General features: G+C 67.6%; 9 protein-coding genes and 5 pseudogenes. 7 read left to right on the forward strand and 7 right to left on the reverse strand.

Translation table 11 applies throughout. The annotated features are described in order from the left end of the window. Positions 1 to 43 precede the first annotated feature (43 nt). From DI005_RS12810 to DI005_RS39685, 3 genes and pseudogenes are all read right to left on the reverse strand, one after another. Positions 44 to 1,732 (reverse strand): MDR family MFS transporter, encoded by a 1,689-nt coding sequence (locus DI005_RS12810; RefSeq protein WP_110341391.1) that lies wholly within the window; start codon positions 1,730 to 1,732, stop codon positions 44 to 46. After that, on the reverse strand, positions 1,729 to 2,223 hold the full coding sequence (locus DI005_RS12815) for a MarR family winged helix-turn-helix transcriptional regulator (RefSeq protein ID WP_233520116.1): 495 nt from the start codon (positions 2,221 to 2,223) through the stop codon (positions 1,729 to 1,731). The genes DI005_RS12810 and DI005_RS12815 overlap by 4 nt, the downstream gene beginning before the upstream one ends. Before the next feature lie 85 nt (positions 2,224 to 2,308). Next, positions 2,309 to 2,455: pseudogene (locus DI005_RS39685) on the reverse strand (hypothetical protein); the annotation flags it as partial. 412 nt (positions 2,456 to 2,867) lie between these two features. Here DI005_RS39685 and DI005_RS12820 point away from each other — a divergent pair. Both DI005_RS12820 and DI005_RS12825 read left to right on the forward strand, forming a co-directional pair. Beyond that, on the forward strand, positions 2,868 to 3,470 hold the full coding sequence (locus DI005_RS12820; protein ID WP_199542772.1) for a TetR/AcrR family transcriptional regulator: 603 nt from the start codon (positions 2,868 to 2,870) through the stop codon (positions 3,468 to 3,470). A 48-nt stretch (positions 3,471 to 3,518) separates the two neighbouring features. Continuing rightward, positions 3,519 to 5,858: an MMPL family transporter gene (locus DI005_RS12825; RefSeq protein ID WP_110341395.1), complete on the forward strand. Its 2,340-nt coding sequence runs from the start codon at positions 3,519 to 3,521 to the stop codon at positions 5,856 to 5,858. Positions 5,859 to 6,066: 208 nt separating this feature from the next. Here DI005_RS12825 and DI005_RS12830 read toward each other — a convergent pair whose 3' ends face one another. After that, the gene (locus DI005_RS12830; protein WP_110341397.1) at positions 6,067 to 6,372 is read right to left on the reverse strand and encodes a helix-turn-helix domain-containing protein; all 306 of its coding nucleotides are present in this window, start codon (positions 6,370 to 6,372) and stop codon (positions 6,067 to 6,069) included. 1,017 nt (positions 6,373 to 7,389) lie between these two features. Here DI005_RS12830 and DI005_RS12845 point away from each other — a divergent pair. Both DI005_RS12845 and DI005_RS12850 read left to right on the forward strand, forming a co-directional pair. Continuing rightward, complete coding sequence (locus tag DI005_RS12845) at positions 7,390 to 8,256, forward strand: hypothetical protein (RefSeq protein WP_233520117.1); 867 nt, start codon at positions 7,390 to 7,392, stop codon at positions 8,254 to 8,256. Positions 8,257 to 8,407: 151 nt separating this feature from the next. Further along, positions 8,408 to 9,927 (forward strand): annotated as a pseudogene (locus DI005_RS12850) (helicase HerA domain-containing protein); the annotation flags it as partial. A gap of 42 nt (positions 9,928 to 9,969) precedes the next feature. Here DI005_RS12850 and DI005_RS39690 read toward each other — a convergent pair. Together DI005_RS39690 and DI005_RS12860 are read right to left on the reverse strand one after the other, a co-directional pair. Further along, positions 9,970 to 10,347 (reverse strand): annotated as a pseudogene (locus DI005_RS39690) (replication-relaxation family protein); the annotation flags it as partial. Positions 10,348 to 10,384: 37 nt separating this feature from the next. Beyond that, positions 10,385 to 11,065 (reverse strand): annotated as a pseudogene (locus tag DI005_RS12860) (TraM recognition domain-containing protein); the annotation flags it as partial. 56 nt (positions 11,066 to 11,121) lie between these two features. Here DI005_RS12860 and DI005_RS38550 point away from each other — a divergent pair. Next, the gene (locus DI005_RS38550; protein ID WP_199542774.1) at positions 11,122 to 11,652 is read left to right on the forward strand and encodes a helix-turn-helix domain-containing protein; all 531 of its coding nucleotides are present in this window, start codon (positions 11,122 to 11,124) and stop codon (positions 11,650 to 11,652) included. A 183-nt stretch (positions 11,653 to 11,835) separates the two neighbouring features. Further along, complete coding sequence (locus DI005_RS38940) at positions 11,836 to 12,129, forward strand: integrase core domain-containing protein (RefSeq protein WP_255565697.1); 294 nt, start codon at positions 11,836 to 11,838, stop codon at positions 12,127 to 12,129. Here DI005_RS38940 and DI005_RS12870 read toward each other — a convergent pair. After that, a pseudogene (locus DI005_RS12870) lies at positions 12,099 to 12,761 on the reverse strand (transposase); the annotation flags it as partial. The gene DI005_RS38940 and the pseudogene DI005_RS12870 overlap by 31 nt on opposite strands. Positions 12,762 to 12,890: 129 nt before the next feature. Between DI005_RS12870 and DI005_RS12875 the strand changes: the two are divergent. Beyond that, positions 12,891 to 13,763: IS256 family transposase (locus DI005_RS12875; RefSeq protein ID WP_113642241.1), on the forward strand; the 873-nt coding region annotated here is incomplete at its 3' end.

Genomic DNA, 13,763 nt, shown 5'->3' on the forward strand with positions numbered 1-13,763 from the left:
GCGCCGTCCGAAATTTGTTTGACAGACCCTCGGAGGCCGTCCATCAGTCACCCGGCTGACCAACCTTCCTGGAGACTTCGCCCGATCCGGGCCGGTTCTCGTGGTCGGTGAGATGCGCGTCGGGGTCGACCGAGGTTTCGAATGCGGTGGCGAGGTCCTCGGCGGAGGTGTGTCCGTGGGTCTGTCGCAGCGGGGTTTCGCGTAGGAAGAGCAGGGTGACGAACCCGAGCAGCGCGAACGGTACGGCGGCGAGGAAGGTGGTTTGCAGCGCCTCGGCGAACCCGGTGGTGACTGCGAGATGGATGGGCTCGGGCAGCGCCGCGATCTGTTCGGGGCTGCCCTGGGTGGCAGTCCCGGCGGGCATCTGGTCGGCGGTGACCCCGGCCGCCTTGAGCTGCGCGGGGATGGTGTCGCGGAGGCGGTGGGTGAGCAGTGCGCCGAAGACTGCGACTCCCATCGCGCCGCCGAGGGAGCGGAAGAAGGTGGCTCCGGAGGTCGCGACGCCGAGGTCGGCGTGGGGCACGGCGTTCTGGGTCGCCAGCACGAGGACCTGCATCACCATGCCGATGCCTGCGCCGGTGATGAACATGAACACCCCGGCCAGCCACAGCGAGGTGTCCACCGACATCCGGCTCATCAGCGTCAGCCCCAGGACGGCGACCAACAGGCCGACGACGGGGTAGATCTTGTAGCGGCCGGTGTGGGTGATCATGCGTCCGGAGGCGATGGACGTGGCCAGCAGGCCGACCATCAGGGGAAGCGTCAGCAGGCCGGATGCGGTGGGTGACTCGCCTTTGACGATCTGCAGGTACTGCGGGAGGAAGATGATGGCGCCGAACATGGCGACCCCGACCGCGAAACCGGCCAGGCTGGTGATGACGAAGGTGTGGTTGGCGAACAGTCGCGGGGGCATGATCGGTTCGACCGCCCGGCGCTCCTGCCAGACGGTGAGCGCGAGCATGAGCACCGCCACCGCGGTCAGCCCGTAGGTCCAGCCCGAGTTCCAGGCGAACTCCTTGCCGCCGAGCGAGAGCATCAACAGCAGGGCGCTGATCCCGGCGACGATGAAGAAGGCCCCCAACCAGTCGATGGCATGCCTGCGGCGCGGGAACGGCAGCTTCAGCACACGTTCGGTCACCGCCAGGGCCGCGATGCCGATGGGGATTCCGACCCAGAAGGTCCACCGCCACGAGAGGTGCTCGACCAGGAAGCCACCGAGCAGTGGCCCGGCGACGGTGGCCAGGCCGAAGACCGAGCCGATGTAGCCCTGGTAGCGGCCGCGTTCGCGGGGGCTGACGACGTCGCCGATGATCGCCTGGGACAGTGCCATCAGCCCACCAACGCCGATTCCCATCACGGCCCGGAATCCGACGAGTTGCCCCATGTTCTGGGCGAACCCCGAGGCCAGGGAGGAGACCAGGAAGATCCCGATCGCGGACTGGAACATGATCTTGCGGCCGTACAGGTCCGACAGCTTGCCCCAGATCGGTGTGGAGGCGGTCGAGGTCAACAAGGTGGCCGAGACGACCCAGGCCAGCTGGTCCTGGCCGCCGAGCTCACCGACGATGGTGGGCAGCGCCGTGGCCACGATCGTCTGGGACAGGGCGGCGACCAGCATCCCCATCATGAGCCCCACCAGGACGGTGAGGATCTGCCGGTGCGTCAGCCCCGGCATCACCTGTTCGCCGGGTGCCCCAGGGGCACCGGCTTCGGGGGAAGACGGCGTGCTCATCGCTGGCTCCGTTCTGTGCTGTTCGGGTCCGAGGCCAGATGCTTGTCGAGGCCGGCGTTGAACGCGGCGAGCAGGGAAGCGAAGTTCGCCAGGTCCTCGGGCGACCACGACTGCAGCAGCTTCCGGACGACACCGCGTCGTTCCGCCCGGGTCGTGGTCAGGACGTCTCGGCCGCGCTCGGTGAGTCGCAGTCGGAAGGCGCGTCGGTCCTCGGTGTCGGCTTCCCGCGTGATCAGGCCGGCCTGCTCCAGGGAGGCGACCTGCCGGCTGATCGTCGAGGCGTCCAGGTGGAAGTGTGCTGCCAGCGCACTGGGCCGCAGTGGGCCGGTGTCATGGAGCCACGCAAGGATGCCGTAGGCGGCCCTCTCCACGACCTGCTCGGTCGGGCCCCCGCGCAGATGCACCTTCTGGGCGCGCCGCACCAACAAAGTCAGCTCCTGCTCGATGGACTCCACCGAGACCAGGTCGGCCTTCGACCCAAGCGGTTGCATGTACCAACCATAACCGGTGGAGGGACAGCGAGCGCACCAGCCCGCCATTCTCGCGTGGCCAGAGCCGGGGCGAGGCCGGGAGAAGCACGGCCACCAGATCGTCCTGGCTTGCCGAGGTCAGATTGTCGAGGCCGACAGCGTGGCGAGCCAGGGCGGGGCCCGGAATCTGCGATATCGCGAGCGCGGCGCGCTGGTGTGTGCCCGGCGCCGACCAGGTCGAAGACCGTGCCAACTATCAGACCGGTTTCGTGGCCCAAGTCGGGCCACATTCCGCACACGAATGGCAACGATGGTGGCTGCCTGTCACCCGCAGGGCGTTCAAGCGACTACCTCGTCCACCACGGGAAACCCAGCAGGCCGGACGGCACTCAAACCCGCCTCGTCCACGGATCCTGCAGGCGCAGGAAACGAGCACCTCAACCCCACGCGCCTCAGCGGCTTGCTTGAGCCGGATGCCGCGACGAGTGGCACCTCCGATTCTCAGGGGGCCTCCGACCTCGCCGTCCGCTGCGAAGCCCGTCGTGCCGTCACGCCAGCGGCCCGCCGTCGCCGGACGGCTGCCTGGGAGCAACTGCGCCGAGGCCAGCATCGATGTGCACATTGGGCAATTTTGCTCATTGGGCAGAGGTGGGCATACTGAGGGCGTGGATCGTGGGTTGCGGGACCTCAAGCGCGAGGCGACGAGAGAGGCGCTGGCCAAGGCGGCGTTCGAGCTGACCCGTGAGCGCGGCTTGTCGGGGTTTGTCACCGCGGACGTGGTGGAGCGGGCGGGGTACTCGCGGCGGACCTTCGGCAACCACTTCTCCTGCAAGGAGGAGGCGGTCGCTTCGGTCGCGTTCGGTGGTGTCGACGACGCCAGCGCGATCCTGGCCGGCCTTCCCGCTGACCTGCCGCTGCTCGACGTCCTGTTGGCTGTGATGAAGACGCAGTTCACCACGGACGCGTTGGTGAGGATGCGCGAGCTGATGGCGATGGCGCGGCGGTACCCGACCCTGGAGCCCCACGTGCTGGGCGTTCAGCAACGCATGCGCCATACCGCGCAGGAACTCTTGGGCTCGGTGGCGGGGGACCGGTACCCCACCGTCTACGTGCCGCTGTTGTTCGGTGCCGTGTACGGCGCCGTGATGGCCGCTCTAGAGGGAACCCTTGATGTGGACCTCGGCGGCGAGTACGACCCCAGCCCCGCGTCGATGGACTACAGCTCGTTCCTCGACATCACTTTCGACTACCTGCGCCACGGCTTCTAGACCTTCTAGACACCGCCCCTCTTTGCCCTCAAGGAGCACCAGTCCCTCATGTCCACTTTCTTGTACCGGCTCGGACGAACGGCGTTCGGCAGGCCGTGGCTGTTCATTGCGGGCTGGCTCGCCGCCCTCGCAGTGGTCGTCGGTGCGGTCGCCATCAACGGGGTGAGCGTCAGCTCGGAGATGAAGATCGAGGGCACCGAGGCCCAGACTGTGCTCGACCGCGTAGCCGATGAGCTCCCCGCCGCCTCGGGAGGGCAGGCCAGTGTGGTCTTCACCGCGCCCGACGGTGAGCGCCTCGACACGGCGGAGCGACTCGCGGTGATCAGCGGCACCGTCAGCGACGTCTATGACCTCGACAAGGTCGTCAATCCCCTTGACCTCGCCACGGGTACCTCGGAGGAGGGCACCCCAGGCACGCCCGAGGAGAAGGCACCGGGCACTCCGCCAGCCGGGCCGGACCACGGGCAGGCGCCTCCCTACCAGCCGCTGCTGGTGGACGGGGCACCGGTGCCCGGCGTGCTCGTGTCCTCGGACGGGCAGGTCGCGCTGTTCCAGTTCCAGTTTACGGTCGCCTCCACCTCATTGACACCTGAGGACGTCAGCTCGGTGGTCGAGGTGGTGGAGCGTGCCGAGCAGGGTACGGGGATCACCGTTCTCCCGAGCGACTCGCTCAAGGCCATCGAGATCCCGGTCGGTGTTGGCGAAGTGATCGGTCTCGCCGTCGCCGCCCTGGTGCTGGTGCTCACCCTGGGCTCGCTGATCGCGGCCGGCCTGCCCCTGATCACCGCGCTGGTCGGCATCGGCATCGGCGTGGGCGGCGCGTACGCGCTCTCCACGGCCGTCGAGATGAACTCCGCCACGCCCGTGCTCGGTCTCATGGTCGGCCTCGCCGTCGGCATCGACTACGCCCTATTCGTTGTCAACCGGCAGCGACGGCTGATTCTCGATCAGGGACTCACCGCACAGGAGGCAGCAGGCAGAGCTGTCGGCACCGCAGGCAGCGCGGTCTTCTTCGCCGGCCTGACCGTCCTCATCGCGCTGACCGCGCTGACCGTCATCGACATCGCGATGCTCTCCACGATGGCCCTGGTCGCGGCGTCCACGGTGGCCCTGGCCGTGCTCATCGCCCTGACCCTGCTGCCCGCGCTGTTAGGGCTGGTCGGGGAGCGGATCTGCTCGGACAAGGCCCGAGCCCGACGCTACGCCAAGGCGGACGCGGAGTCCCACAGCGTCGCTGACCACTGGGTCAAGGGTGTCATCAGGTTCCGGTGGCCCGTCATCGGCGGCGTGGTCGCGATCCTGGGCGTGATGGCGATCCCCGCGGCCAGCATGAACCTGGGCATCCCAACTGGTGCGACCGCGAACCAGGACACCGCCGCCCGACAGAGCTACGAGGCGGTCTCCCAAGGCTTCGGTGAGGGATTCAACGGCCCGCTCCTGGTCACCGCGGAGCCCACCGGCACCGCAGGCCGCGTCACACCCGAGCTGACCGCGAAACTGGCCGACGAGTTCCAACACCGAGACGACATCGTGCTGGCCGCACCCGTCGGCGTCAACGAGGCCGGCGACCTGGCCGTGTTCAGCGTCATCCCCACCTCCGGCCCCAGCGACGAGGCCACCAGCGATCTTGTGAAGTCGCTGCGCGAGCCCAGCAACGCGATCGCCCAGAGCAACCAGGTGCGGCTGGGCGTGACCGGGTTCACCGCCATCGGCATCGACATGTCCGACAAACTCGCCGATGTCCTTCCGCTCTACCTCGGCATCATCATCGTCCTCTCCGTCCTGATCCTGATGCTCGTCTTCCGCTCCGTGGTCGTCCCGATCAAGGCCACAGCCGGCTTCCTGCTCAGCATCCTGGCCACCTTCGGTGCCACCACCGCCGTCTTCCAGTGGGGCTGGCTCAGCGGCCTCTTCGGGTTCGACACCGGCGGCCCACTCATGAGCTTCATGCCGATCATCGTGACCGGCATCCTCTACGGACTCGCCATGGACTACGAGGTCTTCCTGGTCTCCTCGATGCGCGAGGCACACATCCACGGCCAGCCGGCCCGACACAGCGTCGTCCATGGGTTCGACCAGGCCAGCCGGGTCGTCGTCGCGGCCGCCATCATCATGGTCGCGGTGTTCTCCGGCTTCATCTTCAGCCACGACATCATGATCAAGCAGATCGGCTTCGCTCTCGCCGCTGGCATCCTCATCGACGCTTTCGTCGTCCGGCTGACCCTCGTCCCGGCGCTCATGGCCCTCTTCGGCGAACGAGCATGGTGGCTGCCCCGCTGGCTCGACCGCCTGCTGCCGGACCTTGACGTCGAGGGCGACAAGCTGCTGACCATGCTCAACCAGCAGGCCGAGGCCACCGACCGACACCACATCGAGGTCCGCGACTGAACGAGCCCCCCGGAAGCATCCGGAGCCGAACCACCGGGGGCACGTTCAGCAGCCCCACCACGTCGACCCCGTCTGCCCGCACGGCCGAACGCGGTCGACCATCACCGCCGGTGTCTCGGTCACCGAGGATCCAGCCGGTGATCAGACCAGCGCTCCAGCATTCCCTCCAGCTCGTTGCGCAGGAACGCGATGAACGTCGTCGCCTCGGCTAATCGGTGGCCTTCACCGCCGGGAGCGCCGAGCTCGACCGTGGCGCTCTCCAGCGTGGACTGCCACTGCTTGAGAACCGGGATCCAGGGGCCACGACCATGCCCCAGACGTTGCCGTCACAGACCCGGTAGAGCTCCGCCCTCTTCCCGGGTTGGCGTTCCTTGACCACCATCCGCGTCGCGGTGAGATGGCGCACCGCCCCCGAGATCGCGGCCGGACTGACCCGAAGCCCTTCCGCGAGCGCGGCGGAGGTGTAGCGTTCGGCGTCGTCGGCGAGCATGTAGGCGAACACCCTGGCCGACATCCGTGGGACCCCGCCTCGTTCAGGATCAGGGCGATGCGCTCCACCACCCGGAGCAGCCCCTCGCCCTCGTCCTGCCAGCGGCTCGCCATCATCTGCTCACCATCCATCCAGCCAGGCCCACCCGGTACGACCTGCGGGGATGCTGCCCGCAGCCGCTGCAGCCTGCGGGCCACTGACACGTTCCTCACAGGACTCGGCCCGGCGTCGATGTCGCCTCACAGCCCGGACGCTCCAGCCGCCCCCGATCCGTTTGGCCGCCACCGAGCCGTGGTTGGCACCGACGTCCCGCCGGGCACAGGTTCGAACTCGTCGGCCCCCAGCGGCCGGTGTTGGGGCTGCAGTCAGAGATCGAACTGCGAACCGTAGACTCAGGAGGCGTCCGGGCCATCGGAGTCTGTTTCAAGGTCGGCACCACCCCCTCCAAGTTCGGGACCGTCCGGCCCGAGCTGGCCGGTCGTCAAGGTGTACTGGATCGCATTTGCGCAGGTAGTCCTCAAGATCGCCCAACCCGCGGGCGATGTCCTGACGCAGCCTGCGTTCGGCAAAGAACCGGAGGCGGGGCGGAGGATGTTCGCGAACCCACTCCATATACATGAACTGCCCCATGCACCAGCATGCACCGAACGCGACGCTGGCAGCCACCAGCATCCACCACGCGACTGCCAACACATCCCACAGCGCGTTGCCCAGCTGTTGCCATGCCAGCCCGTACGGATCCCGGTACCTCAATTTCACCCACCTCCACCCTGGTGGCCGAACCGAGCATCACGATCACCCTGTACCCAGCGGTAGAGTTCACCGTACGCTGAAATACTCAGGAGGAAAAGGGGGAGCCGTGCGGCCGGCCAGCGCCACTACCTCGGAGCGGGTCTGTCAAACGAGCCGCGAAGCGGGCGACGAACTGGCCGAGCAGCTTCTCCGCCCGATCTAGCCGGAAACCGAGTCCGCGGCGGACACCCAGATAGTCGGCGAGGGCTGGACGCAATGCGCTCATGCCGTACCGTCCGAAGCAGGCCAGTGACGGGCGACCGGACGCAGGGCCGCCACGTCGACCTTCGTGTAGAGCGTGGTCGTGATCGGATCACGATGACGCAGCACCTGGCCGATCTCGGCCAGCGAAGCGCCTGCGGTCAGCATTGCGGTGGCCGCGCTGTGACGACGTTGCCCGCCTGGGCTGGCCGGTTGCCTGACGGCCGCACCTACAACACCTGCCCGTCAGCAGGAATCTGCCGCCACGTCTGCTACGCCCGACACGGAACCTACTTGTGGCCGACTGTGCGCGCCAAGCACCAGGCGAACCTGATATTCGTGCTGGACGATCCGGCCGGGTGGGAGCAGGCGATGCTCGCCGAACTGGCCGCACCGAAGTTCCGCGGCCGGTTCGTGCGGGTGCACGACTCGGGCGACTTCTTTTCCGACGACTACACCCGCAGCTGGCTGCGCATCATGCGCTCTGCTCCTGACGTGACCTTTTACGCCTATACCAAGGAGATCCACCGCTTCCGGCGACTCGTCGAGCCGGACCCGCCCGAGAACTTCTTATGGGTCTACTCCTACGGCGGCACGCAAGACGGCCGGATCGACGCCGCGACGGACCGGGTGGCCGATGTGTTCGCGGACGAGCAGGCCATCGCCGAAGCCGGATGGTCCTCGCAAGAAGCGTCCGACCTGCTGGCGGTGCTAGGTCCTCGCTTGGTGGGCGTGCCATCAAACCGCATTCCCCATTTCCTGCGGCGCTTGCAGGGTCGTCGGTTCTCGCAGTGGCAGGCCGAAGTCGACGCCGAGCGCGAGGCCCGCCGGGGCACCGGCCGCGTCCGTTCGATCACCAGCGCGCCGTCATTGCGCCGCCGCGACGGCCGCCGGACCGACACGCACGCCGCCTAGCTCGCGGCTCGCTGTCCCGCCTTCAGTTCCTCATATCGGGAGGTTATTACTTGTGTTTCCGCTCAGTTCGCCCGTGGACAGCCCGCTCGGCGGGCTGCTCACCGATCCCTGGGGCACGATCCGTGCGCTGCTCACTACGGCCTGGTCTTGGATGCAGGCCTGGGGTCCGATCGCCGCACTCGCACTGCTGATCACCATTACGGCGCTGTGGGCGCTGCGACGCTGGTGGTCCAACCGTTGCCAGGACGCCCTGCACGACAACGCTCGCATCGTGACGATCCTGGCCCCGCCCACGGTCGACCCGGAGGGCGCGCCAGCAGTATGGTCGAACCTCGTCGGACTTCTGCGTCCCATGTGGACTCGGCTCGCGCAGGGGCAGCCCCATCTGGCATGGGAGTACGTGTTCGGCCACGACGGCGTACAGATCCGGCTGTGGGTGCCGGGCACAGTACCGCCGGGCATGGTCGAGCGTGCCGTCGAAGCGGCCTGGCCCGGATCGCACACCACCACCGAGCCGGCAGCGGCTCCGCTGCCCACCAGGGCCGACGGTGGCCGGCGCCGACTGGTCACCGGGGGTGTACTGCGGCTGGCTCGCTCGGAAGCCCTGCCGATCCGCAGCGATTTCGACGTGGACCCTATCCGGGCGCTGCTCGGTGCTCCGGTCGGTCTGGGCGTGTATGACGGGGCGTGTGTGCAGGTGCTCGCGCGACCAGTGACTGGTCGGCGGGTCAAGCAGGCGCGCCGCGCGGCACCTGCACGCCGGGCGCTCCACCCGGCCGGTGGGCCGACTCCTGGACGCGATCACGCCGGGTCCCACGCCGACGGCGGTGAGCCGCGCCGGTGAGCCGAAGCTCGACCCGCAAACGTCGTTGGAGTACCAGGCGCAGAACCGCGCCATCGTCGGCAAGCAGCGCGGCTCGCAGTGGGAGACCGTGATTCGGTACGCAGTTGCCACGACCGTGCCCGCCGAGACGCCGCCCGAACAGATCACACGGGTGCGCGACCAGTTGCGGGGCCGGGCACATGCGATCGCGAGTGCGTTTTCCGGCTACACCGAGCACAACCACTACCAGCGCCGCCGGCTGCGCAACCCGCTGACGGCCATGGCGCGGCGGCGGTTGCGGCGCGGCGACCTGCTGTCGGTGCCGGAGCTGGCCGCGCTGGCGCACCTGCCCACCGACGAGGCTCTGCCCGGCCTCGCGCGAGCGAGAGCAAAGGCCGTGCCACCCCGCCGAATACGCCCACCGAGGGTGAGCTGATCCGGCCCATCGGGGTTTCCGATACCGGGCACACCCGCCCGGTCGGGCTCCAGGTCTCCGACGCCCGGCACCACGTGCACGTGCTCGGCGCCACCGGCAGCGGGAAATCCACCATGCTGACGCGGATGATCCTGGCCGATGCCGAGCACGGCCGGGGTGGGGTGGTCATCGACCCCAAGGGCGACCTGATCACCGATGTGCTGCAGCGCCTGCCGGAGCACGCCGCCGAGAAGGTGGTGCTCTTCGACGCCGACTCGCCCGGACCGACACCCTGCCTGAATCCCTTGGAGGGGTCGAAGGAAGCGGCGGTCGATAACCTCGTGTCCGTGTTCTCCCGGGTGTTCTCCTCAGCGTGGGGCCGCGCACCGAGGACATCCTGCGCGCCGGCTGTTTGGCGTTGCGGGCGGGACCCCAGGTCGCGGGGATCAAGGCCGTCCTCGTGCGCCAGCAGGTGAGCGCCAGCGGTGTCTAGGACGTAGAACATCGGTGCCCGGCCGCGCCCGATGTAGGGCTGGAACCGGTCGAGCACCCGCCACTGGTGCAGTTTGTGCAGCCGCTGGTTGGCTGCGCGCCGGCTCGGGAAGGCGATTTGGGTGATCTGGGTGGAGGTCAGCGTGCGGTGTTCGGCGAGCATCCGCGCCAGCCACCGATCCCGCGCGGTGAGGTGCGCGGCAACGGTGGCCAGGTGATCGGCCGTGGCCGCGACCCGCGCGCTCGTACGGGCGGGCACCCGGGCACGCAAGTCCCTCTGGGCAGACGTGGGGTCGAACACGCAATCTCCTTTGCGGACCGTGTGCAGGAAAACGAGAGCAGCGGGGCGGGCTGTACCCATCTGGTCGGTGCGGCCCGCTCCGCTGGGGTAGCGGGAATCAGGTGGCGCGGCGGGGATCGGTCCCGGTGTCGTCCGGCCCGGACGCGTCGCGGCCCTCGGCCGAGGCGGACAACGGCCGGGTATGGCGCGCAGCGGTCTTGCGCACGAGCCGGGCTCGACCGCGGATCGCAGGGGGCAACGGTTCGGTGGTCACGGTGAACGGCTGGGTTTCCTCGCCGCCCACCACGAGGCGGACTGCCGCATGGAACACACCGAGGTGCGCCAGATCGTGTTCGCCGATTCGGGGCGCGGTGTGCCGCGCCAGCTCGCGGGCATCCTCGGGCGAGGCATTGAAGAGGATCTTGCTGCGCGCGTTGGTGGAGATCCCTTCCTTCAAGTCTTTCCCGAGCTGCCCGAGGTGCTGGTGCGCCAGCGTCATCGACAGCCGGCAGCCCCGCGCCTCGGCCAACATGTCTTCCATGGCGTAGGGCAGATTGAGGAAGTTGTGCGCCTCATCCACATACAACGAGGCGTCCCTGCGCTGCCGCTGCGCCAACGCGGCCCGCGCGGTGGTGGCCTGCCACACGCGCGCCACGATCAGCGAGCCCAACAGCCGAGTGGTGTCTTCACCCAAGCTGCCCTTGGGGATGCGCACGAGGCACAACCCACCATCCAGCGCTGCAGACAGATCCACTGTGGATGGACCGACGGCGATGGCTTTGACCACGAACGGGCGTGTCGGTCTAAACTGCGGGAGATGGTTGACACCTGGGCTTGTTGATCATAGGGATCCGGGTGAGTGAGCCCGTGTTGGACCGCGAGGTGCGTCGGCGCCTCGCGGTCCTTCGTCATGCGGAGGAAGTGTCCGGCAACGTCGCGATGACGTGCCGCTACTACGGCATCAGCCTGCCGACGTACTACAAGTGGCTGCGCCGGTACGAGGCCGACGGCGTCGACGGGCTACGAGATCGGTCGAAGCGGCCGCGGACCAGCCCGAACGCCACCCGCGCCGACGTGGTGGACAAGATCATCCACCTGCGGCGCAACTACCACTTCGGGCCGGAGAAGATCGCGATGTACCTGCAGCGTTACCACGACGTCACCATCAGCCGCTCGACCGTGTGGCGAATCCTGTGCCACTTGGGCATGGGCCGGCTGCCCACATCGCAGCGATATCAGCGCCACGATCGCCGATGGAAGCGCTACGAGAAGCAACGCCCGGGACATCAGGTGCAGATCGACGTCAAGTTCGTCGAACCCCTGCCCAAGGTCAGCAAGACCGGCGTCTCGCTCAAGCCGGTCGGGCGGCGCGGCAAGTTCTACTAGTTCACCGCGATCGACGACTGCACCCGGCTGCGGATCCTGAAGATCTACCCCACGCTCAACCAGAAGACCGCGATCCAGTTCCTGGACTACGTGCTGTCCCAGCTGCCGTTCGCTGTAGAGAAGATCCAGACGGACAACGGCACCGAGTTCGGCACCGAGTTCGGCACCCAGTTCCACTGGCACGTGCTCGACAAGGGCATCGGGCACGTCTACATCAAGCCCCGCACGCCACGACTGAACGGCAAAGTGGAGCGGTCTCACCGGATCGACGCCGACGAGTTCTACCGCCTGCTCGACGGCATCGTCATCGACGACGTCAACGTCTTCAACGCCCGCCTCAAAGAATGGCAGGACTACTACAACTACGACCGCCCCCACGGCAGCCTCAACGGACAGACACCCTATGGAAGACTCCGACAGAAGACCCAAGCCGAAGCGCCCGGGCGAAGCCGGTCTACCGCAGTCGCACAGGCATAGCGCTTGACAGTGTTCAGAGACAGATTCAGCCGCCGGGTGCACTCCAACAGTCCGTGACCTTGCTTGAGTAGGTCATGCACCTGATGCCAGCGCTCGATGTTGGTGCGAGCCAGCGGCCCGTCCTGGACGCCGGTTGCCCCGGCCCAGCAGGCAGAGTGGGCCGCCACCTCTTTGGCCGCTGCTTCAGCCAGGCCGTGCCACAGATGCCACCGGTCCGCGACCTGCTGCACGGCCGGGTCGGCATCGCGGACGGCTTGGGCGTAGGTGTTCGACCCGTCGCGGCACACGATCTCGACGCCGGGATGGCCACGTAGCCAGTCGGCGACCACGCTCGCGCCACGGCCGGGCAGCACGTCGATGCGGACGCCGCTGTCGGCGTCGATCAACACCGTGGCGTACTGGCGGCCGCGACGCAGAGCGAAGTCATCGATCCCCAGCACCCGCGGCACCGTCCGCTCGGGCAAGGCGATACCCAACAACGCACGCACCGCAGTGTCCTTGCCCGCAGCGATTCCCATCACGGGTAGCAACCGAGCCGACGCGCGGCCCGCAAGCTCTCTGACGACGCCGCGTAGTTGCTCGATCAATCGCACCGTGCGCCGCTGATAGCGCTCCAGCACACCGGGGACCTGACTTGGGCCACGAATCGGGTCTGATCTGGGGACTGTCCGGGTAACGGTGGATCTGGTCTTGGTCTGACCGAGAGGACATGACCAATGACCATGACTGATCCGAGCGATCGTGAGGTTGGCTCGGAAGAGATGCTCGATCCTGTGAGCGGAGAGAGCATCGATCAGCGGCAGTTGGCTGAGCAGCTGTTGGCGCAGGCCAAGGAACAGGGCGTCGATCTGGTCTGCCCGGACGGGCTGTTGAACCGGCTGACGAAGAACGTGCTGGAGACGGCGTTAGAGGCCGAGATGGATGACCATCTCGGCTATGAACGCCATGACCCGATGGGTCGCAACAGCGGGAACTCCCGCAACGGGACCAGGTCGAAGACGGTGCTGACCGAGATCGGCCCGGTCGAGATCGACGTGCCCCGCGACACTGACGCGTCTTTCGACCCGAAGATCGTGCGTAAGCGGCAGCGGCGGTTGGACGGTATCGACGAGATCGTGCTGTCGTTGACCGCCCGCGGGCTCACCACCGGCGAGGTCGCCGCGCACTTCGACGAGGTCTATGGGGCCAAGGTCTCCAAGGAGACGATCTCCAAGATCACCGACAAGGTCGTCGACCAGATGGCCGAGTGGTCGTCACGGCCGCTCGATTCGATCTATCCGGTGATCTTCGTCGACGCCCTGGTGATCAAGGTTCGTGGCGGCCAGGTCGTGAACAAGCCGTTCTATGTCGTCGTCGGGGTGACCACCAGCGGTGAACGAGACATCCTCGGTATCTGGGCCGGCGACGATGGTGGTGAAGGGGCACGGTTCTGGCTGCAGGTCTTCTCCGAGCTCAAGAACCGCGGCGTGACCGATGTGCTGATCGCGGTCTGCGACGGGCTCAAGGGCCTACCCGAAGCGATCACCACGACCTGGGAACACACCATCGTGCAGCAATGCGTGATCCACCTGATCCGTAACTCGTTCCGCTATGCCGGACGCCAACACCGGGATGCGATCGTGCGAGGTCTGAAG

Source organism: Prauserella sp. PE36 (genome assembly GCF_003311655.1).
Classification (GTDB): Bacteria; Actinomycetota; Actinomycetes; order Mycobacteriales; family Pseudonocardiaceae; genus Prauserella_A; species Prauserella_A endophytica.

What these genes read in the sequence shown, in the direction of transcription:
- DI005_RS12815 (WP_233520116.1), bottom strand. Translation starts at nt 2,223, where the DNA reads ATGCAACCGCTTGGGTCGAAGGCCGACCTGGTCTCGGTGGAGTCCATC.
- DI005_RS12825 (WP_110341395.1), top strand. Translation starts at nt 3,519, where the DNA reads ATGTCCACTTTCTTGTACCGGCTCGGACGAACGGCGTTCGGCAGGCCG.
- DI005_RS12830 (WP_110341397.1), bottom strand. Translation starts at nt 6,372, where the DNA reads ATGTCGGCCAGGGTGTTCGCCTACATGCTCGCCGACGACGCCGAACGC.
- DI005_RS12810 (WP_110341391.1), bottom strand. Translation starts at nt 1,732, where the DNA reads ATGAGCACGCCGTCTTCCCCCGAAGCCGGTGCCCCTGGGGCACCCGGC.